The sequence below is a fragment of the Agrobacterium sp. DSM 25558 genome (assembly GCF_900100825.1).
In the GTDB taxonomy this organism is placed as follows: Bacteria; Pseudomonadota; Alphaproteobacteria; order Rhizobiales; family Rhizobiaceae; genus Agrobacterium.
Genome location: NZ_FMUD01000019.1, coordinates 1 through 23,295 on the forward strand (window position 1 = coordinate 1; position 23,295 = coordinate 23,295).

General features: G+C 57.7%; 25 protein-coding genes. 10 read left to right on the forward strand and 15 right to left on the reverse strand.

Annotated features, from left to right (window positions below; genetic code table 11):
- On the forward strand, window positions 1-307 hold a 307-nt coding region (locus DSM25558_RS27840), incomplete at its 5' end, for a transposase (RefSeq protein WP_143240137.1).
- Between the two features lie 162 nt (window positions 308-469).
- Here the strand turns inward: DSM25558_RS27840 and DSM25558_RS16450 are convergent.
- Window positions 470-1,387: a hypothetical protein gene (locus DSM25558_RS16450; RefSeq protein ID WP_077105862.1), complete on the reverse strand. Its 918-nt coding sequence runs from the start codon at window positions 1,385-1,387 to the stop codon at window positions 470-472.
- 336 nt (window positions 1,388-1,723) lie between these two features.
- On the opposite strand from DSM25558_RS16450, the gene DSM25558_RS16455 reads away from it, so the two are divergent.
- From DSM25558_RS16455 to DSM25558_RS16475, 5 genes are all read left to right on the forward strand, one after another.
- Window positions 1,724-2,614, forward strand: coding sequence for a metal ABC transporter substrate-binding protein (locus tag DSM25558_RS16455; RefSeq protein ID WP_077105784.1), 891 nt, complete (start codon window positions 1,724-1,726; stop codon window positions 2,612-2,614).
- Window positions 2,614-3,501 (forward strand): manganese/iron ABC transporter ATP-binding protein, encoded by an 888-nt coding sequence (locus tag DSM25558_RS16460; RefSeq protein ID WP_371480111.1) that lies wholly within the window; start codon window positions 2,614-2,616, stop codon window positions 3,499-3,501. The genes DSM25558_RS16455 and DSM25558_RS16460 overlap by 1 nt, the downstream gene beginning before the upstream one ends.
- Window positions 3,494-4,354: a metal ABC transporter permease gene (locus DSM25558_RS16465; RefSeq protein ID WP_077105786.1), complete on the forward strand. Its 861-nt coding sequence runs from the start codon at window positions 3,494-3,496 to the stop codon at window positions 4,352-4,354. The genes DSM25558_RS16460 and DSM25558_RS16465 overlap by 8 nt, the downstream gene beginning before the upstream one ends.
- Window positions 4,351-5,202 carry a metal ABC transporter permease gene (locus tag DSM25558_RS16470; RefSeq protein WP_077105787.1) on the forward strand — a complete coding sequence of 284 codons (852 nt, stop codon included), beginning with the start codon at window positions 4,351-4,353 and terminating at the stop codon, window positions 5,200-5,202. The genes DSM25558_RS16465 and DSM25558_RS16470 overlap by 4 nt, the downstream gene beginning before the upstream one ends.
- Before the next feature lie 129 nt (window positions 5,203-5,331).
- On the forward strand, window positions 5,332-5,505 hold the full coding sequence (locus tag DSM25558_RS16475) for a DUF1328 domain-containing protein (protein ID WP_077105863.1): 174 nt from the start codon (window positions 5,332-5,334) through the stop codon (window positions 5,503-5,505).
- Between the two features lie 191 nt (window positions 5,506-5,696).
- Here the strand turns inward: DSM25558_RS16475 and DSM25558_RS16480 are convergent, their stop codons facing one another.
- Window positions 5,697-6,428 carry an SDR family oxidoreductase gene (locus DSM25558_RS16480; protein WP_077105788.1) on the reverse strand — a complete coding sequence of 244 codons (732 nt, stop codon included), beginning with the start codon at window positions 6,426-6,428 and terminating at the stop codon, window positions 5,697-5,699.
- A 133-nt stretch (window positions 6,429-6,561) separates the two neighbouring features.
- On the opposite strand from DSM25558_RS16480, the gene DSM25558_RS16485 reads away from it, so the two are divergent.
- Window positions 6,562-7,329 (forward strand): IclR family transcriptional regulator, encoded by a 768-nt coding sequence (locus DSM25558_RS16485; protein ID WP_077105789.1) that lies wholly within the window; start codon window positions 6,562-6,564, stop codon window positions 7,327-7,329.
- Window positions 7,330-7,421: 92 nt separating this feature from the next.
- Here the strand turns inward: DSM25558_RS16485 and tal are convergent, their stop codons facing one another.
- Complete coding sequence (gene tal, locus DSM25558_RS16490; RefSeq protein ID WP_077105790.1) at window positions 7,422-8,378, reverse strand: transaldolase; 957 nt, start codon at window positions 8,376-8,378, stop codon at window positions 7,422-7,424.
- Window positions 8,375-8,551, reverse strand: a complete 177-nt coding sequence (locus DSM25558_RS28860) for a hypothetical protein (RefSeq protein ID WP_159442508.1) — start codon at window positions 8,549-8,551, stop codon at window positions 8,375-8,377. The genes tal and DSM25558_RS28860 overlap by 4 nt, the downstream gene beginning before the upstream one ends.
- Window positions 8,552-8,583: 32 nt before the next feature.
- Here DSM25558_RS28860 and DSM25558_RS16495 point away from each other — a divergent pair, with 32 nt between their 5' ends.
- The gene (locus tag DSM25558_RS16495) at window positions 8,584-9,582 is read left to right on the forward strand and encodes a sugar-binding transcriptional regulator (protein ID WP_077105791.1); all 999 of its coding nucleotides are present in this window, start codon (window positions 8,584-8,586) and stop codon (window positions 9,580-9,582) included.
- 152 nt (window positions 9,583-9,734) lie between these two features.
- Here DSM25558_RS16495 and DSM25558_RS16500 read toward each other — a convergent pair whose 3' ends face one another.
- Together DSM25558_RS16500 and DSM25558_RS16505 are read right to left on the reverse strand one after the other, a co-directional pair.
- Window positions 9,735-10,607, reverse strand: coding sequence for a methylated-DNA--[protein]-cysteine S-methyltransferase (locus tag DSM25558_RS16500; RefSeq protein WP_077105792.1), 873 nt, complete (start codon window positions 10,605-10,607; stop codon window positions 9,735-9,737).
- A gap of 69 nt (window positions 10,608-10,676) precedes the next feature.
- Window positions 10,677-11,159 (reverse strand): DUF2244 domain-containing protein, encoded by a 483-nt coding sequence (locus DSM25558_RS16505; RefSeq protein WP_143240140.1) that lies wholly within the window; start codon window positions 11,157-11,159, stop codon window positions 10,677-10,679.
- 36 nt (window positions 11,160-11,195) lie between these two features.
- Here DSM25558_RS16505 and nth point away from each other — a divergent pair, with 36 nt between their 5' ends.
- Complete coding sequence (nth, locus tag DSM25558_RS16510; RefSeq protein WP_077105793.1) at window positions 11,196-11,966, forward strand: endonuclease III; 771 nt, start codon at window positions 11,196-11,198, stop codon at window positions 11,964-11,966.
- Here nth and DSM25558_RS16515 read toward each other — a convergent pair.
- Window positions 11,940-12,665, reverse strand: coding sequence for a sulfate transporter family protein (locus tag DSM25558_RS16515; protein ID WP_077105794.1), 726 nt, complete (start codon window positions 12,663-12,665; stop codon window positions 11,940-11,942). The genes nth and DSM25558_RS16515 overlap by 27 nt on opposite strands.
- A 315-nt stretch (window positions 12,666-12,980) precedes the next feature.
- Between DSM25558_RS16515 and DSM25558_RS16520 the strand changes: the two genes are divergently transcribed.
- On the forward strand, window positions 12,981-13,802 hold the full coding sequence (locus DSM25558_RS16520; protein ID WP_153366705.1) for a MurR/RpiR family transcriptional regulator: 822 nt from the start codon (window positions 12,981-12,983) through the stop codon (window positions 13,800-13,802).
- Between the two features lie 41 nt (window positions 13,803-13,843).
- Here DSM25558_RS16520 and DSM25558_RS16525 read toward each other — a convergent pair whose 3' ends face one another.
- The 8 genes from DSM25558_RS16525 to DSM25558_RS16560 form a co-directional block, all read right to left on the reverse strand.
- Window positions 13,844-15,418 (reverse strand): FGGY-family carbohydrate kinase, encoded by a 1,575-nt coding sequence (locus DSM25558_RS16525; protein ID WP_077105795.1) that lies wholly within the window; start codon window positions 15,416-15,418, stop codon window positions 13,844-13,846.
- A gap of 144 nt (window positions 15,419-15,562) precedes the next feature.
- Window positions 15,563-16,267, reverse strand: coding sequence for an HAD family hydrolase (locus tag DSM25558_RS16530; RefSeq protein ID WP_077105796.1), 705 nt, complete (start codon window positions 16,265-16,267; stop codon window positions 15,563-15,565).
- 16 nt (window positions 16,268-16,283) lie between these two features.
- Window positions 16,284-17,765 carry a mannitol dehydrogenase family protein gene (locus DSM25558_RS16535; RefSeq protein ID WP_077105797.1) on the reverse strand — a complete coding sequence of 494 codons (1,482 nt, stop codon included), beginning with the start codon at window positions 17,763-17,765 and terminating at the stop codon, window positions 16,284-16,286.
- 86 nt (window positions 17,766-17,851) lie between these two features.
- Window positions 17,852-18,850: an ABC transporter ATP-binding protein gene (locus DSM25558_RS16540; protein WP_077105798.1), complete on the reverse strand. Its 999-nt coding sequence runs from the start codon at window positions 18,848-18,850 to the stop codon at window positions 17,852-17,854.
- A gap of 11 nt (window positions 18,851-18,861) precedes the next feature.
- The gene (locus DSM25558_RS16545) at window positions 18,862-19,686 is read right to left on the reverse strand and encodes a carbohydrate ABC transporter permease (protein ID WP_045228297.1); all 825 of its coding nucleotides are present in this window, start codon (window positions 19,684-19,686) and stop codon (window positions 18,862-18,864) included.
- A gap of 11 nt (window positions 19,687-19,697) precedes the next feature.
- Window positions 19,698-20,570, reverse strand: coding sequence for a carbohydrate ABC transporter permease (locus DSM25558_RS16550; RefSeq protein WP_077105799.1), 873 nt, complete (start codon window positions 20,568-20,570; stop codon window positions 19,698-19,700).
- A 288-nt stretch (window positions 20,571-20,858) separates the two neighbouring features.
- On the reverse strand, window positions 20,859-22,172 hold the full coding sequence (locus tag DSM25558_RS16555; protein WP_077105800.1) for an ABC transporter substrate-binding protein: 1,314 nt from the start codon (window positions 22,170-22,172) through the stop codon (window positions 20,859-20,861).
- Window positions 22,173-22,315: 143 nt separating this feature from the next.
- Window positions 22,316-23,269 (reverse strand): sugar-binding transcriptional regulator, encoded by a 954-nt coding sequence (locus tag DSM25558_RS16560; protein WP_077105801.1) that lies wholly within the window; start codon window positions 23,267-23,269, stop codon window positions 22,316-22,318.
- Between the last annotated feature and the right edge of the window lie 26 nt (window positions 23,270-23,295).

A 23,295-nucleotide genomic window follows, 5' to 3' on the forward strand; every position in this document is an offset into this window, starting at 1 on the left:
CCATTGCAGCCCTTCTGGGCGTTGCTCCCCATGCGCCATTGCAGCCCTTCTGGGCGTTGCTCCCCATGCGCGCCAATCCGGCAGTTCGAACCGCAGAGGCAAATGCTCTGGAGGACGCAAGCATCTGCGCGACATTGCCTACATGGCCGCGCTGAGCGCAATCAAGATCAAGGATCCCATTCTCGGCACTTTCTACCAGCGCCTGCGCAGCAACGGAAAAACCTTTAAGATCGCCATCGTCGCAACAATCCGAAAGCTCATAACCATCCTCAACGCAATCGCAAAAACAGACCCTGCTTTTACTTGATCGTCAACGGTTGCTTGATGCGGGGTCAAGCAGACGCGCGCCTGCGCGTCGAGAAGAGTTCTTTCAGCCCAAGGACTTGGGCTTGCTGCGGGATGACGGAAGGAGGATATGTCCCAGACCTTCGAAACGAAGAAGGGAAAGGTACGCCTTTCCAAACAACGATCAATGTTCAGATTTGGCTGGCTCTTGTGCTTTGTCAGGTGCGGCTTCGTCATGCGCGGCAGGCTCTTCCGCAACTGGTGCCTGCCCCTGAGCTGGTTCTGCGGCCACGGCCTCTGTCGGGCCTTTACCGAAGATCAGCGACTTTACATAGGCTAAACTGAATATGCTAACGCTATCATGTTCAGGCGTTGAGGTCAGAAGTGCGGGATCGTCCACTGCCGCAGGCGCTGCTTCATGCGGTGCACCCTCGGCGGATTCAGGGGCGTGCTCGGCCTTGGCGGGTGGCGTTTCTCCGTGACCGCCAGCTTCACTCTCCGGTTTGTCGTGACCCTTGGCAGGGGCATCATGACCAGACGGCGTTTCTTTTGCGGCGAGATCGATGCAATCGGTAAACTCGTTCAGACCGGTCGCCAGTTTTTCAGTGTCTTCCAGCGGCAGATCGACCCGCAATCCGTAGAAAACGCCATCGGCGCTGGGCGCGCCATCGTAATAATAGGCGGAATAGGTTTTCGCACCCGCATCATCGGGCAGCTTCTTCACGTCGGGAATGAAAACGATCTGTGCAGCAACGGCCCGCCCACGCATATCCGAGCGCATGGTTGGACCTTTTTGGTCCAGGACGGACACCTGCACGAGATCCGGCTTCTGCTTGTCATAGACGGCTTTCGCCACGCGCAACGCTGTCTTTATGCGCTCAGGACCATCCCCGCCATCCGTGCGAATGAATTTGCGGACCCAGACGGAGCCGTTTTTCTTGATGCTGACGGATTGCACCAGCGTGCACTCCAGACCGTTGAGAGATACGCTGGAGGTGCCGAACAGGCGCTCTTTACCGACAAAAACGGCGGCCATGCCGGATGCTCCCCCGAGAAGGAGGACAACACTGCCAATCAATACGAACTTGCGAGAAAACCGTATTCTTTTGAACACTGCTTTCACGTCGAACGTTCCGACATTCACTACCTCGTTTCATGTCCATCATCCCAACATCGCCAAAGCAGCCGTACTGGCGAGCGATATCGGGTACACCAGCGGGTAAAACCACCGACATGCAGGGATCAATTCTGACGTGTTGTTGTTGAAGAAGATTTAACTCAGGCAAGAATCCGCCGCTAGGAGTGGACCATTTTTGGACTCCGTCAAAATTCATCAAAGTTTTTATTTTTGCGAACGATTTGCAATAGCGTTGACAAGGGCTAAAAATGCTCGCAAATTGATATTGCGAATTAATCGCATTAGGAGTTTGATTGGGCGATGATAGTATCGACACTTCGCAACGTCCTGGCCGCAGCGGCGCTTTTCCTGCCTTTTTCAGCCATGGCTGCTGAGAAACCGAAGGTCGTAACCACCTTCACCATCATCGCCGACATGGCGCGCAACGTGGCTGGTGATGCAGCCGAGGTGGACAGCATCACCAAGGCTGGCGCCGAAATTCACAACTACCAGCCTACCCCGCGTGACATCCTCAAAGCCCGTAATGCCGACCTTGTTTTGTGGAACGGCCTCAATCTGGAATTGTGGTTCCAGAAATTTCTGGCAAACCTTGCCGACGTGCCGAATGTGACGGTGAGCGACGGCATCAAGCCGATGTCGATCAGCGGCGGTGCCTATCAGGGCAAGCCCAACCCACATGCCTGGATGTCTCCAGACAATGCGCTCATCTATGTCGAGAACATTCGCAAGGCTTTGGCGCAGATCGATCCTGACCATGCCGATCTCTACGCCGCCAATGCCAAGGCTTACTCCGACAAGATCAAACAAGAGATACAGCCGATGCGCGATGCTATTGCCGCGCTGCCGGAGAATAAGCGCTGGCTGGTGACGAGCGAAGGCGCATTCTCCTACCTCGCCCGCGATTTCGGGCTGAAGGAACTGTTCCTGTGGCCGGTCAATGCCGACAGCCAGGGCACGCCGCAACAGGTGCGCGGCGTGATCGATGCCATGCGCGAACACAATATTCAGGTCATTTTCAGCGAAAGCACGGTGTCTCCCGACCCGGCCAAGCAGGTGGCCAAGGAAACCGGCGCTGCCTATGGCGGCGTCCTCTATGTGGATTCGCTGAGCGAAGCCGATGGCCCGGTGCCGACCTATCTCGACCTGCTGCGTGTAACGACGGAAACTGTTGTGAAAGGCCTTTCCAAATGATGATGGGAAAGCGAAAGGGCGCGGAAACCGGACTTGCCGTCGATGATGTGACCGTGACCTACCGCAATGGCCACACGGCGCTGCGCAGCGCCAGTTTTTCCATTCCGCGCGGCACGATAACCGCCCTTGTCGGCGTCAATGGCGCGGGAAAATCCACCATTTTCAAGGCTATCATGGGTTTCGTGCCGCTGGCAGCGGGCAATGTTTCGATCTTCGACCTGCCCGCCCGCGATGCGCTGAAAAAGAACCTCGTGGCCTATGTGCCGCAGGCCGAAGAGGTGGACTGGAGCTTTCCGGTTCTGGTGGAAGACGTGGTGATGATGGGCCGTTACGGCCATATGAATTTCCTGCGTATTCCCTCCAAGCGCGACCACCAGATGGTCGATGAAGCCTTGGCCCGCGTCAACATGGTGGATTACCGCAAGCGCCAGATCGGCGAACTCTCCGGCGGGCAGAAGAAGCGCGTGTTTCTGGCGCGTGCACTCGCACAGGAAGGCCAGGTTATTCTGCTGGACGAGCCCTTTACCGGCGTCGATGTGAACACCGAAGAACAGATCGTCACGCTGTTGAAGGCGCTGCGCGACGAAGGCCGCATCATGCTGGTTTCCACCCACAATCTGGGCAGCGTGCCGGAGTTTTGCGACCGGGCGGTTTTCGTCAAGGGAACCGTCATTGCCTCCGGCAAGACCGAAGACACGTTTACCGAAGAAAATCTGCAAAAAGCCTTTGGCGGCAGCCTGCGTCACTTCATTCTCGGCGGTGCCGACCTGCATGACGATGCCGATACGCGCCGCGTCAAGGTCATCACGGATGATGAGCGGCCTTTCGTGATCTACAGCAAGGACGGCACGGCGACCACGACACCGAGAGCGAAGAGCTATGATTGATACTCTTCTCGAGCCCTTTACCTATTCCTATATGCTGAACGCCATCTGGGTCAGCGCTCTCGTGGGTGGCGTCTGCGGTTTTCTGTCGTCCTATCTCATGCTCAAGGGCTGGTCGCTGATCGGCGATGCGCTGTCCCATGCCATCGTTCCCGGCGTGGCCGGTGCCTATATGCTGGGCCTGCCGTTCTCGCTTGGCGCATTTCTATCGGGCGGGTTGGCTGCGGGTGCCATGCTGTTTCTGAACCAGAAAACGCGGCTGAAGGAAGATGCGATCATCGGCCTGATCTTCACTTCGTTTTTCGGTCTTGGCCTGTTCATGGTGTCGCTATCGCCCACATCGATCAACATCCAGACCATCGTGTTGGGCAATATTCTGGCGATCACGCCAGAAGACACCATTCAACTGGCGCTGATCGGCGGCATCAGCCTGTTGGTGCTGGCGGTAAAGTGGCGCGATTTCATGGTGGTGTTTTTCGATGAAAACCACGCCCGCACCGTGGGCCTCAACCCCGAACTGCTGAAGATCATCTTCTTTACCTTGCTCGCCGCCTCCACGGTTGCGGCATTGCAGACCGTCGGCGCGTTTCTGGTGGTCGCCATGGTCGTCACGCCCGGTGCCACGGCCTATCTGCTGACGGACAGGTTCGAGCGGCTGATCGGCATGAGCTTCGGCATTGGTGCTGCTACCAGCTTCGTCGGCGCGTATCTGAGCTACTTCCTCGATGGTGCGACCGGCGGCATTATCGTCGTGCTGCAAACGCTGATCTTCCTGACAGCCTTTGTTTTTGCGCCCAAACACGGCTATCTCGCCTCCCGTGCGAAAGCGAAGTCCGCATTGGAAACCGCACCATGAGCGAGAACCTGCAACTGGCAATCCTGCCGTTCCAACTACCCTTCATGCAATACGCCTTCATCATCACCCTGATGATTGCCGTGCCGATGGCGATGCTGTCGTGCATTCTGGTGCTGAAAGGCTGGTCGTTGATGGGCGATGCGGTGTCCCATGCCGTGCTGCCGGGCGTGGTGATCGCTTATATCGTCGGCATTCCCTTTTCCATTGGCGCTTTCGTCGCGGGCATGATCTGCGCGCTCGGCACCGGCTTTCTGAAAGAAAACAGCCGCATCAAGGAAGATACCGTTCTCGGTATCGTCTTTTCCGGCATGTTTGGTCTGGGGCTGGTGCTTTATGTGAAAGTGCAGAGCGACGTACATCTGGATCACATTCTGTTTGGCGACATGCTGGGCGTCGCCGTGGGCGACATCATCGAGACCGGCCTGATTGCACTGGCAGCGACGCTGTTTCTTGTCATTCTTCGCAAGGATCTGCTGGTTCACGCCTTCGATGCGCAGCATGCAAAGGCCATCGGCCTGCCAGTGCGGCTGCTGCATTACGGATTGCTGGCAGTGCTGTCTCTAACGGTGGTTGGCGCTTTGCAGGCCATCGGCATCATTCTCTCGGTCGCCATGCTGGTGGCACCCGGGGCGATCGCCTTTCTGATCACTCGGCGCTTTTCCAGCATGCTGATTGCAGCCGTCATCATCGCCGTTTTCTCATCGGTGACAGGCATATGGGCCAGTTTCCTGATCGACAGCGCGCCCGCCCCGACCATCGTTCTCGTTATGACAGCGCTATTTATTCTGGCATTTTTACGCACGACGACAGAGGCGCGCGCCACCAACCGGGTGGAAACTGCGATTTGAAAGACAATTGTGCGCAATTGAAAAGATTCTTTCAGAGTCCGCGGAACCATAGGGGCGGGATTCGCGTCAATAGATGCAGGTCGATGGCGTGTGCGCTCGACCGCATCAATTGACGCAAAGGGAATGGCCATGCTGAAGTGGGCTCTCATATTTTTCGTAGTTTCGCTGATCGCCGGCGTATTCGGCTTTACCGGCATTTCAGCGGCGACCGCGGGCATCGCCCGTATTCTGTTCTTCATCGCCGTGGTGGTCTTCGTGATCTTCCTGGTGCTGGCACTGATGGCTGGCCAGGCTATCCTCTAAGTACAAGACTATGACCGAAAACGGCGGGCCTCAGGGTCCGCCGTTTTTTTGTTGTATCATGCCAAAGACTTCCGTCATGCTCGGGCTTGTCCCGAGCATCTACTACGTTGCGATTGCGGAGACGTGAGTGGATCCTCGGGACAAGCCCGAGGATGACGGAGTTCGGGATAGTTCTCCAAAATATCAAGCGTTTACGCCGTCCAACCGCCATCGATCACATTCGCCTGTCCGGTCGTAAAACCAGCCTCATCCGAAGCCAGATACGTCACCAGCGCTGCGATCTCTTCTGTCTTGGCGATGCGGCCCATGGGTTGGCGGGCGATGAAGTCTGCGAGCGCCTGTTCGTAATTGCCAGTGGCGCGCAAACGGTCGTGCAGGGACGGGCTGTCCACCGTGCCAGGGCAGATGGCGTTGCAGCGAATGCCTTTGGTGACGAAATCAGAGGCGATGGATTTCGTCAGGCCGATGACGGCAGCCTTGGATGCGGTATAGGCAAAACGGTTCGGCACGCCCTTCACGCTGGAAGCAACCGACGACATGTTGACGATGGCACCCTTGCCCTTTTCCAGCATGGCGGGAAGAAAGGCGCGGCAGGTTCGGTACATGGCCTTGACGTTGAGGTCGAAGGAAAAGTCCCAGTCTTTCTCATCGCAATCGAGAATGGTGCCGGAGTGTACGAAGCCGGCGCAATTGAACAGCACATCGGTATGGCCGACCTCTGTTGCAAAGGCTTTGACGGCATCTCCATCCAGAACGTTGAGGACGCGGGTCTCCGCCTGTGTCAGAGTGGCAAGCGCCGCCTCGTTGATATCCGTCGCGATGACGCGCGCGCCCAGTTCAATGAACCTTTCCGCCGTGGCACGGCCAATGCCCTGCCCCGCAGCGGTAATGACGACTGTCTGGCCGGTAAAATCCTGCGCCATGGTATTTCTCCTCCCGCCCATAGGGCACGTCTTCACGCCGAATATGGATCGACAATTCATATGTAAACAGTGTATTTATATTGCGTCAAGTAAACTCGGTAGCGGCGTGTTCGCCGTACCATGCAGAGGTCCGATGATCGAAGACGACAGCGATAAATACCGCGCGCCAGCCCTGGACAAGGGCCTGGATATTCTCGAGCTTCTGGCCAGCACGGATGGCGGCCTGACGCAGGTGGAAATCGCCAAGGCCATCGGCAAAAGCCCCAATGAATTCTACCGCATGCTGGACCGCCTCGTCCGCCGCGGTTATGTGGAGCGGCAGGACGGCGACCGGTTTTTTCTCACCTTGAAAATGTTCGGCCTTGCCCATTTTCATGCGCCGCTGCGCAGGCTCGTATCCTTTGCGGCCCCTGTCATGCGGGAATTTTCCAATAGCGCCCGGCAAGCCTGCCATCTGGCAGTTTATGATCGCGGCGTCGTGGCGGTGATTGCGCAGCAGGATTCGTCCACCTACTGGGCGCTGTCGATCCGTGTTGGGGCGCAGATGAGCCTGTTCAACACAGGCTCCGGCCATGTGCTGCTGGCCTTCCAGACGGATGCGCAACGCGAGATCATGATTGCCGAACAGCTTCGAGGTGGCGATGAAAAATCCGTGCCGGAAGGGCTGTTCGAGCGCCTGACACAGATCAGGACCGATGGATACGAGAGCATGAACAGCCTTCAAACCGCCGGTGTTCGAAATATTTCTGCGCCGATCCTGACGCTCGATGGAACGGCACTTGCCGTTGTGACCTGCCCCTACATTACGCCCCTGAACAGCGATGCGCCGAGCGCGGATGATTGTGCTGAGCTTATTTGCGACGCTGCCCGCAAAATCTCCGGAGTGGCTGCCGGACAATAAAAAACGCGACCGGCAGGGGACCGATCGCGTTTTCTTGACTGGAGGTATTATACTTTAATAACGAGCAACCATCGCTAAGGTTCCAGAATTCTTTAAGCGACCAGTTGCTTGCGGATGATGCCACGCAGGGATTCGAGATCCTTGGCGAACTGACGAATACCTTCCGACAGCTTTTCAGTTGCCATGGCGTCTTCGTTGAGGTGCCAGCGGAAGGCCTTCTCATCGAGAGACTGCAAGGGCTCGGCTTTGGCATCGTCAGCAGACAGCTTGCGCTCAAGCGTGCCGGTGTCTTTTTCCAGCTCTTCCAGCAGCGCCGGGCTGATAGTCAGGCGGTCGCAACCGGCCAGTGCTTCGATTTCGCCGACATTGCGGAACGATGCGCCCATGACAACGGTGGAAATGCCGTTTGCCTTGTAATAATTGTAGATTTTGCGAACGGAAACGACGCCCGGATCGGTCTCAGCCGTGTACTCTTCGCCGGTGGACTTCTTGTACCAGTCCAGAATACGACCGACGAAGGGCGAGATGAGGAAGGCTTTGGCTTCCGCACAGGCAATGGCCTGAGCCTGCGAGAAGAGCAGCGTCAGATTGCAATCGATGCCCTCGGCCTGAAGCACTTCGGCCGCCTTGATACCTTCCCATGTGGAAGCAAGCTTGATAAGGATGCGATCACGCTCGATGCCGCGTTCCTTGTAACCGGCAATGATCTGATGCGCCTTGGCGATGGAGGCTTTGGTATCGAAAGACAGATCGGCGTCCACTTCGGTCGAGACACGGCCTGGAACGAGTTCGACAAGCTTTGCACCGACGGAAATCGCCAGACGGTCAGCAATCGCGCCAACCACGGCATCGGAATCACCGCCCTGCTTTTTACCCCAGGAAACGGCTTCCTTCACGGTATCGGCAAACATCGGCGTGCCGAGCGCCTTCAAGATGATCGACGGATTGGTGGTGCAATCCACCGGCTTCAGGCGCGCGACGGCCTCGATATCGCCGGTATCGGCAACAACCGTCGTGATTTTACGGAGTTGGTCAAGTTTGGATGTCATGCTGATTGATCCTCGTCATCTTTGAAAACCGTTTCAGCCGGGTTTCGTTCCTGCCCTCGCTTGCGCGCGATGTCGGAACCAAGCTGTTTTCTCATTGTTAAGTATCGCGCGGTGCCAATCCCAAAGTCAAGACATTTGCGCAATGCAATTGACATAAGTTTCACGCCTGCCATAGTGACGGCTTCCTCCAAGCATGGCGAAAACAGTGGCGAAACTGCGAAGAGACACCCATACAGCCTATTCTGAAGCTGCATCCCTGCGGCTGCGGGCGGCGTGGCTCTACTACAATCAGGGCATGACGCAGAAGGACGTGGCGGAAAAACTCGGCATCAGCCGCTCCACCGTCATCCGCCTTCTGGACGAGGCGATGAAGCGATCCGAGGTGCAAATCTGGATCAATGAAGGCATCGAGGACTACGTCGAACTGGCGATAAAGCTGGAGGCTGCCTACGGACTGGATGAGGCGATCATCATTCCCTCAGCCTCCGCCAAGGCAGAGGATATCGCCAAGGCCGTGGGCCTGGCACTCGGCCAGTTTCTGTCGGAAGCCGTACCAGACAATGCCACCATTGGCGTCGGCTGGGGCCGCACCATGACGGCATCGCTCTCCAGCTTCCGCCCGCCGCGCCGGGAAAACTGCAAGGTGGTGTCTTTGCTGGGTGGCATTGTAGCGGTCCATCAGACCAACCCGCTGGATTATACGTGGCGGCTGGCCAGCGCGCTGGGTGCGGAATGTTACATGTTCCTCGCGCCACTTCTGGTGGATAGCGCCGAGACCCGCCGCGCCCTGATAGAAAAATGCGGCCTCAACACGCTGTTCGAGCTGGCCGAAAATCTCGACCTCGCCATCGTCAGCTGCGGCGATATCGGCCCGCATTCCACCTCGCTATCGGAAGGCTTCATTTCCAAACAAACGCATGACGAGTTGGTGGCGGCGGGTTGCGTCTGCGACACCATGTTCAATTTCATCGACGCTGAAGGCCGGTCCGTCGATCATCCCATCAACCAGCGCGCCATGGCCATTGGTCTGGACACACTGAAGAAGGCCAAACACATCGTTCTCGCCTCCGGCGGCGCACACCGCGCCACCGCCATCCGCGCCACGATAAAACGCATTGGGTGTAATACGCTGATTACGGATGAGGCGGCGGCACGGGCATTGCTGGAGTTGGGGGAAAGTGCAGTGGCATCATCAACACTTTAGCTCCATATCCGGCCTCTCTTCCCTCATTCCTGTGCTTGTCACAGGAATCTAGTCAGCCCAAGTCCTTGGGCTGAAAGGGGTCCTACGCCGCGCAGACGCGCGTCTGCTGGATTCCTGTGACAAGCACAGGAATGAGGGTCCGAGGCGTAACATCAAACCTTACCCGTCTCCCACCCCAACATAGCCCGTTTGCGGGTTAGCCCCCAATGATACCCCGTTAGCGCTCCGCTTTTGCCCACTGCCCGGTGGCAGGGGACAACGAAGGAGATGGGGTTGGCGCCGATGGCGGCACCGACGGCGCGGGATGCCGTGGGTTGGCCGATATCGGTGGCGACGTGGGAGTAGGTCACGGCTTTGCCAAGCGGAATTTTTAAGAGGCTCTGCCAGACGCGGACCTGGAAATCCGTGCCGAGCAGGACGACGCGCAGGGGCTGCTCGCTTTTCCATTTGGCCGGATCGAAGATGCGGGATGCGTAAGGAGCGGTGGCGGCGCTGTCTTCGACATAGTCGGCATTGGGCCAGCGGCGCGACATGTCCTCGAAGCAGGCTTTTTCTTCGCCCGCATCGGCAAAGGCGCAGCCGGCCAGCCCGCGATCCGTGATCATCACGAGCGCTAAGCCGAAGGGAGACGGGTGGAAGCCGTAGCGGATTTGCAGGCCCGCACCCTTGGCTTTCCATTCCCCCGGCGACATGGCCTCATGGGTCACGAAAAGGTCATGCAGGCGGCCGGGTCCAGACATGCCGACCTCGATGGAGGCTTCCAGCAGCGGCAACCGCTCTTGCCCCAGCAGCCGCTTGGCATGATCCAGCGTTACCGCTTGCAGAAACGCCTTCGGAGACAGGCCCGCCCAGCGAGTAAAGGTCTTCTGCAACTGGGTTGGCGATTGCGAAAGTTTCGCCGCGATGGTTTCCAGTGATGGCTGATCGCGATAGTCGAGTGTCAGAATTTCGATGACCTGCCGCACGGTCTCATAGTCAGACCCAACCGGGGTAATGTCTTCCTTCAGCATGATATTGGCGTTCATGGCGTATCTCCTTGGGGGACACAAAACCACGACGCCTCGCCCATCTCCACCCGTTTCTTGCACGACCAGCTAGATTTTCAACCGAACCGTTGCGAGCGCACCGCGAAACGCCTTGGCAAAACTTTCGCGATCATCCGGATTGAGGAAGGAGCCGATGTCGGTCACCCGCCCCTCACCTGAAACATGCATGGAGGTAATGCCAATGTCATCGCGGCGCTGGACCTGAAACCGCGCCCAGAACGGGTTGAAGCGATGCTCCACCATTTGGCCTGCCGGGGAGAATTTACGGATGGAGAGGTTGGTGCGCGACACGGTGACTTCTTCGCGCGCTTTGGCAGCCCTGTAGTTCGCGCGGAAGGCAACATAAAGCAGCAGAAAATCCAGGCCTAGAAACAGGCCGATCGGCCATGCGCCAGTGACCATGAAGAAGATGCCGTAGAGAAGGCAGACGGCACCCGTGAGCACGAGAAGAATGCGAAAGCCCTTGCGTCCAAGGGAGCGATGAGGAACAAGTTCCGCTGCAAAAACCGGCTGCTCGTTTACCCTGTCCACGTTGCCGTCCTCAATAGCGCGAAACCACAGCTGACCATGACAATTGCCAAGAAGAAATCCAGCACCCAAATTGTGAAAAAGTCAAATACGACGTCACGTCGCAAGCCGGCGCGCGTCAAGACGCTCTATTCGCAGGACGAACTCAAGGAGATTTTCCGGCGTTTTTCCATCCAGCGGCCGGAGCCGAAGGGGGAACTGGAACATTCCAACCCATTTACGCTGGTGGTGGCCGTCGCATTGTCGGCGCAGGCCACGGATGTTGGCGTCAACCGGGCCACGCGCGGCCTGTTTGCTATCGCCGATACCCCGCAGAAAATGCTGGAGCTGGGTGAAGAGCGGCTGATCGGCTACATCAAGACCATCGGTCTTTACCGCAACAAGGCAAAGAACGTCATCGCGCTCTCGCAGATGCTGATCGATGATTTTGGTGGCGAGGTGCCGCGCACCCGCGAAGAGCTGATCAAGCTGCCGGGTGTCGGCCGCAAGACCGCCAATGTGGTGATGTCGATGGCCTTCGGCGTACCGACCCTGGCGGTGGATACGCATGTGTTTCGCATCGCCAACCGGCTCTGTCTGGCACCGGGGAAAACCCCGGATGAGGTGGAAGACCGTTTGGTGCGAATCATCCCGGACGACTATCTTTTTCACGCCCACCACTGGCTGATTCTGCACGGGCGTTACTGTTGCAAGGCGCGCAAACCGGAATGCGAGCGCTGTGTGATTGCAGATCTATGCAAATCACCTGAAAAAACCTGCGATATTCCAGCCCCGCTTGTCGAGCTACCGGCCCAATTGACGGGTGAATGACGGGTCGCGGCGGCTGATGGATTTGTGCAGATGGACCATCAGAGATGCGGCGAAAAGCGGCGTCAAAAGGTTGAGAAACGGGATTGCGAGGAAGGCCGCGATGACCAGACCGGCCATGAAAACCGTCGTGCCGTGCTTTGAGCGGAAGGCGCGTGCATCCTCAGGTGTGCGGAAGCGCATGGCCGCGAATTCGAAGAATTCCCGACCCAGCAAATAGCCGTTGACCAGAAAAAACGCGATAAGATTGACGCCGGGAACCAGCAGCAGCATGAGCGCGATCAGGTTGCCCAAAATGACGATGCCGAAGAACTTCAGGGATGACGGAATGGCCTGCGCCAATGGCATGGCGGTGCCCTGCGGGTCGTTGGGATAATCTTTCTTTTCAATGACTTCGGCAACATCATCCAGAAACAGACCGGCGATGACGGCAGTGACCGGCGAGATCAGCAGAGCCAGGGCGAGCGCAAGCCCGATGCCGGCGATGATGGCCAGAATGAAGCTCATCCAGCCCACCCATTCCGGCATGCTGGGAACGAGCGAATCAAGCCATGGCAATGCGAGCCATATGAAGACGCCACGGATGGCAAACCAAAGGCCTACAAGCACCAAAATCGTCAGTCCGAGAGACTTCCAGAACACCGATCGTGTCTCTGGAGCAAAAAGATTCGTGAAAGCATCTCGCGCCGCACCAAAAATCATCAACTGCCTCCCTTTTGGCGGATTTACAGGCGATCCCGATTCGCTTGCATGTGGACGTGGAAATAGGGGCCAATGCTCCATTTAACAAGAATCCACCACTTTCCCGCAAAGAAAAATTTCAACCCGTCATTTTGCACTTGAAGGAAAGCAACTACTAAACTATAAAAACAAACAGGCAAAAAGTCGTATATTCTCGTCGGAGTGGGGATCAACGGGATGACACTTGGCCTTTTGTACAACCTAGTCGTCACGAATGGCAGCGGGAAATCTCGCTTGAGTACCATCGTCCGCTAAAGACAAGAAAAAGAGGCGTCGTTGGAAAAATTGCTGATTGATCTCACCCGTTCGCTCAAGACCGGCACACCGTCTGAGCGACGTATTGCGAAATACCTTATCGAGCATCTGGCCGAACTGCCGTTCGAAACAGCCGCGACACTGGCAGAAAAGCTGAGCCTCAGCCCGATGACCGTTGGTCGTTTTCTGCGGTCCTTAGGTTACAGACAGTTGAGCGACATTCGCGAACATTTGCGCGACGAATCGCACATTGCCGACACAGCCCCGGCTGTTGCGCAGGAAGCGCCGCAAACACCGCTGTCATCGCTGATGCTGCAACAGATTCAAGCGGTTCAGGCGGTCTATGATCTGGCTGGCCAATCCGTTTGGAAAACCGCGCTCAACAACATTGCCGAAAGCAAGAAGGTGTTTGTGGCCTCGTCGGCGGAAAGTTTCGGCATCTGCCGTTACTTCTACACCAAGCTTTTGGAATCGCGTGAGAGCGTTCATTATCTGCAACGTGATGGCGCAACCTACATCGCGCTGATGGATGAGCCCGTCGAAGGCACACTTCTGATCCTGATGGACTGTGGTGGCAATCTCGCCGCTTTGCAGCGCCTGGCGAAGATGGCTATGAAGGCTGGTTACAAGACGGTGCTGATCACCACCCGGTTTTACGAGTGGGGACCTGACAGCGCAGACATCTGCCTGACCATTCCGCTAGCGCAAAATGGCGGACACAGCATGCTGCAACTGGTGGCGATTACCGAATTCATGCTGCACTCGCTGTCTCAGAAAAGCGAAACCGGCCGCAGAGACCGGAACCGCCGCATCGGTGATATGCAGCGCGCGCTGAATGGCTGAATGACCCGGAGCGGCGCTTGCGCCGCTCTTTTTTTGTGTCGTCAGATGGCTTCGAGTTCGGTCCTGTGGCGGTACATGGCGAGAAAACGCTGATAGTCTCGCTCATAACGCTGTTTGCGTTCGCCACTCGATGTCTTCTCTTCACCGCCCGAATACATGGCCGCACCGGCAGCGGCGAGCCCTTCATGCACCCCGCCAGCAGACGCCGCCGTCATGGCCGTGCCGAGCAGAACCGCGTCTGCGGTGGCGGGAATGACGATGCGTTTTCCGGTGACATCGGCGTAGAGTTCCATCAGCAGCGGATTGTGCACGTGACCGCCCGTTACATGCAGCGTTTCCACCCTATAGCCAAATCCCTCCATGGCATCCAGCACATGCCGTGCGCCGAGCGCGATGGCGACGGCCGTGCGCCAATAGAGGCGGCAGAGGCTGTCGAAGGAGGTGTCGAGCGTCAGGCCGCTGACGACACCACGGGCATGCGGATCGGCCAGCGGTGAGCGATTGCCGTGAAAATCCGGCAGGACGTGCAGGTGATCGGCGAAGTCCTCACCTTCCGTGCGGCGCAAATCCAAAACGCGTTCCACGATGCGGGCATGGAGTGCCGAGGTCGGCTCGCCACCTGCGGCATGCATGCGCACGACGTGGTCAAGAAGCGCGCCAGTGGCCGATTGCCCACCTTCCACCAGCCAATGACCGGGCAACACCGCCTGCCAGTATGGTCCCCATAGGCTGTGGCCGGGCATACGTTTCGGCGTCAGCGTCACGAGGCAACTGGATGTCCCGGCAATCAAAGCGACATTGCTGCCGACATCCGATTGCAGGCTACCGCCGAGAGCGCCGAGAGCACCGGCATAAGCATCAATCATGCCTGCTGCGACGTCGCAGTCCGTATCGAGGCCTAACTCTTCAGCCGCTTGCGCTGAAAGCTTGCCGACGCTCTGGCCGGGCGCTACGGTTTCTATGGGCAGGTTGCCGCGTTGCAGGAGGTCGCCAAGGCCTGCCATTTCAAGATAATCCTGGCTCCAGCCCTGCCCTTCATGCGCCAGAAAATTCCATTTGGCCGTCAGCGTGCAGTTGGAACGCTGGGCACTGCCGCTGGCCTTCCAGGTCAGAAAGTCAGCCAAATCGAAAAAATATCCGGCCTTGGCCCAGCTCTCCGGCAGATGTTTTTTGAGCCACATCAGCTTTGGCATCTGCATCTCAGGCGAAATCGATCCGCCTGCGAAATCCAGCACGGGGTGGCCGGAGCTGCTGAGAAAATCCGCTTGCGCGATGGCGCGATGATCGAGCCAGACGATGGTATCGAAGCGCTCTTCACCTGTGGTGGACACCGTGACCTGCTCGCCCTGCGGCCCGCGCACGACCAACGAGCAGGTGGCATCGAAACCTATTGCCGCAACCGAGGATGCCGGGATATTGGCATCCGCCATGGTCTGGCGCACGGCGATACAGACAGCGTTCCAGATATCGGCGGAATCATGCTCGGCGTGGTTTTCCTTCGGCCTTTGCATGATGATGGGGTGGGTCGCGCGCGCAATCAGCCTGCCGCTCGCATCGAAAACGCCAGCGCGGGCGCTGCCCGTGCCGACATCGACAGCAACAAGATGTTGACGCATGCCCCTCATTCCTGTCCTTGTGACGGGAATCCAGTCGACGCGCGTCCGCGCGGCGGAAAGAGTCCTTTCAGCCCAAAGACTTGAGCTGGCTGGATTCCTGTGACGAGCACAGGAATGACGGAAGAGTATGTGTCATTGCGCACGTCAATCAGCCTTCATTCCAAAACCGCCGGGTATCTTGTGGTCCTCCACAAGTTGGACCAAATCCGGCATGGCGTCAAACACCAGATCGGGTTTCAGGCTGGCAATATGTTCACGAAATGCCGGGAAACGGGCATGCGAGCCGCCGGTAAAGGCAAACACGCGCATCCCCGCCGCCTTGGCAGCGGCAATTCCGGCGGGGCTATCTTCGATGACGATGCAGTCTCTCGGATCGACCTGCATCTGGCCTGCCGCATGCAGAAAGAGATCCGGTGCAGGCTTGCCGTTTTTGACCATTGTTGCGCTGAAAATGTGAGGTTCAAGTTTATCCAACAGACCCGTCAGCCCCAGGGAATAACGAATGCGCTCCGGCTGACTGGAGGAGGCGACGCAGCGCGGCACCGACAGACGATCCAGCGTCTCGGCCATGCCATCGATTGCCTTCAGCTCATCGCGAAAACGCTGGAAAAGTTCGCTGCGCATATGTTCGAGGAAATCGATATCGGTTTCGATACCATAGTCGTCCCACAACGTCGCCGTCATGCTGGCGACGCTGCGGCCGAGGAAACGCTGATAGGCTTCCTCTTCGGTGATCTGGACGCCCTGATGGGCGACCATGTCGATCAGCACCGCGATCGAGACCGGCTCGCTATCCACGAGAACGCCGTCGCAATCAAAGATCAGCAGAGGCGCGTTCCCGGTTTGCATGGCACATCTCTTTTCGTCAGCTGACGAGTTTGTTTTGCAGGTAAAGTTCAAGCGTCTCGGCTGTACCCTTCTCCCACAGCGTCTTCAAGGCATGGGCGAAGCGTTTGCGGAAGAGTTCAGACTTGGCGACCTCGCCGAAAATATCGTCCAGCGCGAGAAACGCCATCGGATCGTCCTTGGCCTTGATGGCAGCGGCCTGAAGACGCTCGGCGCTGGCATCGTTGAAGACGATTTTCGCGCCGCTATCGGATGTGCCTGCAAAATAGCGGCACCAGAGCGCAGACACCAGCGAGAGACCGACGATGTCATCGCCCTTTTCAAGACGATCCGCCGTGGATGGCAGGATGAATTTCGGCTGGCGGTTGGAGCCATCCTGCGCCAGGCGCGGAATGGTATCGCCGATCTTGGGGTTAAGGAAACGCCGCTCGATCAGATCAAAATACTCGTTGAGGTCCGTATTCGGCACCGGCGGAATGATCGGGATGATCTCTTCCTTCTCCAGCTTGGCGAGGAAAGCGCGGATCAGCGGATGCTCCATCGCCTCATGCACGAAATGGATATCGAGAAGGGCTGCCGGATAGGCAATCGCCGCGTGGCCACCGTTGAGAATGCGGATCTTCATATGTTCATACGGCGCAACTTCGGGCACGAACTGCACACCGACCGTTTCCAGTGCCGGACGACCAGCGGGGAAATTGTCTTCCATCACCCACTGCTTGAACTCTTCGCAGAAGACCGGCCAGTTATCGTCGATGCCGAAATCGTCTCGGGCGATATCGCGTTCGCGATCACCCGTGGCAGGCGTGATACGGTCCACCATGGAATTGGGGAAAGAAACGGTGTCGCTGATCCAATTGGCGAAAGCGGGATCGGAGAGTGCCGCGAGCCCGACGACGGCGTTCTTCGTGACCTTGCCGTTATGCGGAATGTTGTCGCAGGACATGACGGTGAAAGGCTGGATGCCCTTATCCTTGCGGGCTTTCAGGCCAGCGACGATGAGGCCGAAAACCGTCTTGGGGGATGCAGGGTTCTTGCCGTCTTCGGCAATGGCCGGGTGCTGCGGATTGAACGTGCCCGAGGCATCGATGAAATATCCGCCCTCGGTGATCGTCATCGAGACGATGCGGATTTTCGGATCGGCCAGTGTCTCGATGGTGGCGGCGGTGTCACCGATCTTCAAGATGTCGATCATCGGGGCGGTGACGCGCGCGCTGGTGCGGTTGTTGTCCTGCTCCACCACGGTCGTCAGAAAATCCTGTGCCGCAAGCTTCTCGCGCATGACGGTGTCCGACGGCAGAACGCCCGCGCCGATAATGGCCCAGTCATGATCGGCACCGGTGTTGAACAGATCGTCCAGATAGATGGCCTGATGGGCACGGTGGAAATTGCCCACGCCGAAATGCACGATACCGGCAGAAAGGTCGTCACGCGAATAGGACGGAACGGACGCCGTTGCCTTGACCTGATCGAGCGTTGCGAGCGAGAGTTTTGATGTCATGAGACGATCCTCGAATTTCCTGTCATGGAGCAATCGCCTAGGCTGGCCGCTGATACGGCCAGCCATCCGGCGATGCGGTCTGGCGCTTAGATGGCCAGGCCGTTGCTATCGAACTTGTGGATTTTGGTGTCATCCGGCGTGATGAAAACGGTATCGCCATGCTGACACGCAAACTCACCGCCGGCACGGGCAGTGATCATGCCGATCTCATCGACATTGATGTGGATGAAGGTGTCGGAGCCCAGATGTTCGGCAACCGTGACCTTACCCTGCCATAGACCGCTTTCCTTGGACAGCAGCAGATGTTCCGGGCGAACGCCGACGGTGTCGCCACCCTTGGCGGCAGCATAGGCACCCTTGACGAAGTTCATGCGCGGTGAGCCGATGAAGCCTGCCACGAAGAGATTGCGTGGCGTCTTGTAAAGCTCCATCGGCGAGCCGACCTGCTCTATGTTGCCGCGATTGAGCACGACGATCTTGTCGGCCATGGTCATGGCTTCGACCTGGTCGTGGGTGACGTAGATCATCGTCGTTTTCAGTGTATTGTGCAGCTCGGAAATTTCCAAGCGCATGGTGCCACGCAGGGAGGCATCGAGGTTCGACAAGGGCTCATCGAACAGGAAAGCTGAGGGTTCACGCACGATAGCGCGACCGATGGCAACGCGCTGCCGCTGACCGCCTGATAGCTGCGAGGGGCGACGGTCGAGATAGTCGGTGAGGTTCAGCACGCCTGCGGCATCATTGACCTTCTTGTCGATCACAGCCTTGTCGAGCTTGGCCATTTTCAGGGGAAAGCCGATATTGTTGCGCACGCTCATATGCGGATAGAGCGCGTAGGACTGGAACACCATGGCCAGGCCCCGTTCTGCCGGGGCGCGCTCGCTCACATCCTTGCCGTCGATGATGATCTGACCGCCGGTGACATCCTCAAGGCCTGCGATGAGGCGCAAAAGTGTGGACTTGCCGCAGCCGGAAGGGCCGACGAAGACCACAAACTCACCATCTTCGATATCGAGATCGATGGAGGGAATGACCTTGGCTTCACCAAAGACCTTGGAAACTTTTCTAAGGGAAATGCTGCCCATTTTCTTATTCCTTATTTGACCGCGCCGAAGGTCAGGCCGCGAACGAGTTGTTTCTGCGAGAACCAGCCAAGCACGAGGATCGGCGCAATAGCCATCATCGAAGCGGCAGACAGCTTCGCCCAGAACAGACCTTGCGGGCTGGAGAAGGAGGCGATGAATGCCGTCAGCGGTGCTGCGTTGGTGGTGGTGAGACGAATGGTCCAGAAGGATTCGTTCCACGCCAGAATGATATTGAGAAGAAGCGTCGAGGCAATGCCGGGGATCGCCATCGGCGTCAGCACATAGACGATCTCGTTCCACAAGGACGCACCATCCATGCGGGATGCTTCGAGAATTTCACCCGGAATTTCCCGGAAGTATGTGTAGAGCATCCACACCACGATCGGCAGATTGATGAAGGTGAGCATGATGGTGAGACCGATGCGCGTATCGAGCAGACCGGCATTGCGGAAGATGAGATAGATCGGCACCAGCACCGCCACCGCAGGCATCATCTTGGTGGAAAGCATCCACATCAGAATATCCTTGGTGCGTTTGGTGGGCGAAAACGCCATGGCCCACGCAGCGGGTATCGCGATGATGAGGGCCACGATGGTGGAGCCCACCGACAGGATGACCGAATTCATGAACGGCTTGAAGTAATCACGCTGCGTATTGACCGTGATGTAGTTTTCAAACGTACCCGATGGCCAGAGGCTGAAACCCGCAATCGCTTCCGGCTCCGTCTTGAGCGACGTCAGGAAAGCATAGAGGATCGGGAAGAACAGCAAGAGGGCAATGACCCAGGCGGCAATGGTGAAGCCGATTTTGGAGCGCGTCGAGACTTTACGAGCCATGATCCTGTCTCCTATCGATCGAGGTTCTTGCCGACGGCGCGCATCAGGAAGATGGCGACGACGTTTGCAAGGATGACGGCGATGATGCCACCGGCGGACGCTCCACCCACATCATAGCCCAGCAGCGCCGTGCGATAGATGAGGAAGGCGAGATTGGTCGAGGCGTAGCCCGGGCCACCATTTGTCGTGACGAGGATTTCCGCGTAGACTCCGAGCAGGAAGATCGTCTGGATGAGAATGACAACGGTGATGGCACGCGCCAGATGCGGCAGCGTCAGATAGATGAAGCGGCTGAAGAAGCTTGCGCCGTCCATTTCGGCGGCTTCCTTCTGCTCGCCATCCAGCGACTGCAGTGCCGTCAGCAGAATGAGCGTTGCAAAGGGCAACCACTGCCATGCGACGATGATGACGATGGACAGAAGCGGAAACTGCGAGAACCAGTCCACCGGTTGAAGCCCGAAGAACCTGCTCAGGTCCGCCAGCACCCCATAGCCGGGATGCATGATCATGTTCTTCCAGACGAGGGCGGCAACCGGCGGCATAACGAAAAACGGTGAGATGACGAGGATGCGCACGATGCCCTGCCCGAAAATGGGCTGGTCCAGCAACAGCGCGATGCCGATGCCGCCAATGACAGTGATCATCAGTACGCCGCCGACAATGACGAGCGTATTCCAGATGGACTGGAAGAAGGCCGGGTCGGTGTAGAAATACTGATAATTGAACAGGCCAGCGAAGCTGACATTGGCCGGGTTCAGCAGATTGTAATTCTGGAAAGAGAACCACAGCGTCATCGCCAGTGGCACGATCATCCAGACCAGAAGCAGAATGACCGACGGTGCCATCATAACCCGCGCCAGATTTTTTGTGTTTTGCGTCGCCATCGGATGGCTTCCTCCCGAAGCTTTATACTTCTAGAAACCCCTTCCCCAACGGAAGGACTATCTTGCGTGAACCGGAAGGGCGCTGTTTACGCCTTCTCCCCGCCGGGGAGAAGGTCGCGGCAGCGGGATGAGGGGGCTAGGGTAGCGATAAATAGATAGGTTGCCCCCTCATCCGACCCTTCGGGCCACCTTCTCCCCGGCGGGGAGAAGAAACGCACAGCATCCCCGTGCCAGATGAGAATACCCGCCGCCCGGCCCTTAAGGCCGGACGGTGGTTCTTCGGGAGGATTACTTGATGTATCCCGAGCGCGTCATTTCACGCGTGGCCGTGGACTGTGCGCTGGCAAGCGCGTCATCGACGCTGGACTGACCGGCAACAACCGCCGAGAACAGCTGACCGACCGTGGTGCCAAGGGACTGGAACTCAGGGATAGCCACGAACTGGCCGCCTGTGTAGGGCACCGGCTTGACGGTTGGCTTGGTGATGTCAGCCGCGTTCATGGCAGCGAGCGTCGGCGCTGCAAAGCCAGCCGCCTTTTCGTAATCCGCGTTCTTGTAGAGCGAGGTACGGGTGCCCGGAGGAACGTTGGCCCAGCCGTCCTTGGATGCCACGAGCTGCGTGTATTCCTTGCTGGTTGCCCAGGCGATGAACTTTTCAGCCGCTTCTGCCTTCTGCGAGCTCTTCGGAATGGCGAGGTTCCAGGACCAGAGCCAGTTGCCGTGGTTCTTCAATTCGCCGTGCGTCGGGAACAGCGCGTAGCCAACCTGATCGGCAACCTTGCTGTCTTTCGGGTTCGACACGAAGGATGCCGCTACAGTAGCATCGATCCACATGCCGCATTTGCCCTGCTGGAACAGCGTCAGGTTTTCGTTGAAGCCGTTGGAGGAAGCACCGGACGGACCGGTATCCTTCATGAGGTCAACGTAGAACTGAAGGGCGTTCTTCCATTCCGGCTGATCGAACTGCGGCTTCCAGTTTTCATCGAACCAGCGGCCACCGAAGGAATTGGTGAGAGCTGTGATGAAGGCCATGTTTTCGCCCCAGCCGGCCTTGCCACGAAGGCACATGCCGTTGATGTCACCCTTGCGGTCGGTGATCTTGCGGGCTGCATCGCCAATGAATTCCCAGGTCGGGTTTTCCGGCATCTTCAGGCCTGCTTTTTCAAAAAGGTCCTTGCGATACATGATCATGGCGGATTCGCCGTAGAACGGTGCAGCGTAAAGCTTGGAATCGACAGTCAAACCACCCTTGATGGATGGCAGCATGTCAGCAACATCATAGTTGTCGCCGAGCTTTTCGAGCGGCAGAAGCCAGCCCTGCTTGGCCCAGATCGGAACTTCATAGTTGCCGATGGTCATGATGTCGTATTGGCCGCCGTTGGTGGCGATATCGGTGGTGACGCGTTCGCGCAGGACGTTTTCTTCCAGCGTAACCCATTCAACCTTGATATCGGGATTTTTGGCGGTGAATTCGGATGTCAGTCCCTGCATGCGGATCATATCGCCGTTGTTGACGGTGGCGATGGTCAGCGTTTCTGCGGAAGCGAGGCCCGAAAAGGCGAGAGCCGAGCACGCGCCCAGCAGAAGTGTCTTCAAAGTCATGATCTTCCTCCCAGAAGAAGTTTGTGAGCATTCGCTTTGCTCTAGGGCAATTACTCACTTATGGGAGATGAAAGTCAAGCACCTACCTGCGCTGCGATGCACAAGGAATAGCTAACATACTGGTTTTAAAGTGATATTTCTGCTCAGTTTCTGAGCAAATATTCGGCGGAAGCCTCATCGGTGATAACACCGTTCAGGAGCCCACCGCGTAATGCAGCCAGAATAGCAGGTGATTTTTGCTTGCCCTGGGCAATGCCGATCACCGTGCTGGTCTCACGCGGCGGCAGGGGAACGGAGGCGACACGGTCATTGATCGGCGTGTCGAGAATCTGGCCATCGCGGTCAAAGGACCAGCCGCAGATTTCGCCCGCACCACCCTTGGCGATGAGGTCGCGCATTTCTTGAACCTCCAGAAAACCATCGACGCACAGCGGTGCATCCTCTGCCAGTTGACCGACGCCGACGAAGGTCACATCGGCAGCGGCACCCAGTGCCAGCGTGGAGCGCACCATGGACTGATCGTGCAGCAATTCCCGCTCTTCCGCAGAGGAACAGAGAACCGGCAAAGGCATTGGGAAATGCCGCGCCTTGATGGCATCGGCCATGCTGAAGATGACGTTGTAATAGGCCGCAGACCCATCCGGCCCGATATTGCCGGTGAGCGACACGATACGGTGTTGCGGACATTCCATTGGTGGTAACTGATCGACCGCGGCTTTCAGCGTTCGGCCTGTACCGATGGCGAGCACGATGGGATCGGTCTTGCGCAACCAGCGTTCAATCTCCGCCGCCCCCGCCTCGGCAATGCCGACAGTGGAGGATGTGCCTGCCGGATCGCTCGGGACGACCTCGACATATTTCAGCGAAAACCGCTCCCGCAGGGCTTCGCTTTTTTCCAGGCAGGCGGCAATGGGGTGATCGAGCCGGACCTTGATGAGACGTTCGGCAACGGCCAATGACACGAGGCGCTGCGCGGACTGGCGGGAGATGCCCATGGCGCTGGCAATCTCATCCTGCGTGCGACCGGCAACGTAATAGAGCCACCCGGCCCGCGCCGCGTCATCTAGCCGTCCACCTGTTTCGGATCGTTTGGCCATGTGCCTGCCCTTAGGTCATTTCCACT

What these genes read in the sequence shown, in the direction of transcription:
- DSM25558_RS16455 (WP_077105784.1), top strand. Translation starts at nt 1,724, where the DNA reads ATGATAGTATCGACACTTCGCAACGTCCTGGCCGCAGCGGCGCTTTTC.
- DSM25558_RS16460 (WP_371480111.1), top strand. Translation starts at nt 2,614, where the DNA reads ATGATGGGAAAGCGAAAGGGCGCGGAAACCGGACTTGCCGTCGATGAT.
- DSM25558_RS16465 (WP_077105786.1), top strand. Translation starts at nt 3,494, where the DNA reads ATGATTGATACTCTTCTCGAGCCCTTTACCTATTCCTATATGCTGAAC.
- DSM25558_RS16470 (WP_077105787.1), top strand. Translation starts at nt 4,351, where the DNA reads ATGAGCGAGAACCTGCAACTGGCAATCCTGCCGTTCCAACTACCCTTC.
- DSM25558_RS16475 (WP_077105863.1), top strand. Translation starts at nt 5,332, where the DNA reads ATGCTGAAGTGGGCTCTCATATTTTTCGTAGTTTCGCTGATCGCCGGC.
- DSM25558_RS16480 (WP_077105788.1), bottom strand. Translation starts at nt 6,428, where the DNA reads ATGGCGCAGGATTTTACCGGCCAGACAGTCGTCATTACCGCTGCGGGG.
- DSM25558_RS16485 (WP_077105789.1), top strand. Translation starts at nt 6,562, where the DNA reads ATGATCGAAGACGACAGCGATAAATACCGCGCGCCAGCCCTGGACAAG.
- tal (WP_077105790.1), bottom strand. Translation starts at nt 8,378, where the DNA reads ATGACATCCAAACTTGACCAACTCCGTAAAATCACGACGGTTGTTGCC.
- DSM25558_RS28860 (WP_159442508.1), bottom strand. Translation starts at nt 8,551, where the DNA reads ATGGCAGGCGTGAAACTTATGTCAATTGCATTGCGCAAATGTCTTGAC.
- DSM25558_RS16500 (WP_077105792.1), bottom strand. Translation starts at nt 10,607, where the DNA reads ATGAACGCCAATATCATGCTGAAGGAAGACATTACCCCGGTTGGGTCT.
- nth (WP_077105793.1), top strand. Translation starts at nt 11,196, where the DNA reads ATGACAATTGCCAAGAAGAAATCCAGCACCCAAATTGTGAAAAAGTCA.
- DSM25558_RS16515 (WP_077105794.1), bottom strand. Translation starts at nt 12,665, where the DNA reads ATGATTTTTGGTGCGGCGCGAGATGCTTTCACGAATCTTTTTGCTCCA.
- DSM25558_RS16525 (WP_077105795.1), bottom strand. Translation starts at nt 15,418, where the DNA reads ATGCGTCAACATCTTGTTGCTGTCGATGTCGGCACGGGCAGCGCCCGC.
- DSM25558_RS16530 (WP_077105796.1), bottom strand. Translation starts at nt 16,267, where the DNA reads ATGCAAACCGGGAACGCGCCTCTGCTGATCTTTGATTGCGACGGCGTT.
- DSM25558_RS16535 (WP_077105797.1), bottom strand. Translation starts at nt 17,765, where the DNA reads ATGACATCAAAACTCTCGCTCGCAACGCTCGATCAGGTCAAGGCAACG.
- DSM25558_RS16540 (WP_077105798.1), bottom strand. Translation starts at nt 18,850, where the DNA reads ATGGGCAGCATTTCCCTTAGAAAAGTTTCCAAGGTCTTTGGTGAAGCC.
- DSM25558_RS16545 (WP_045228297.1), bottom strand. Translation starts at nt 19,686, where the DNA reads ATGGCTCGTAAAGTCTCGACGCGCTCCAAAATCGGCTTCACCATTGCC.
- DSM25558_RS16550 (WP_077105799.1), bottom strand. Translation starts at nt 20,570, where the DNA reads ATGGCGACGCAAAACACAAAAAATCTGGCGCGGGTTATGATGGCACCG.
- DSM25558_RS16555 (WP_077105800.1), bottom strand. Translation starts at nt 22,172, where the DNA reads ATGACTTTGAAGACACTTCTGCTGGGCGCGTGCTCGGCTCTCGCCTTT.
- DSM25558_RS16560 (WP_077105801.1), bottom strand. Translation starts at nt 23,269, where the DNA reads ATGGCCAAACGATCCGAAACAGGTGGACGGCTAGATGACGCGGCGCGG.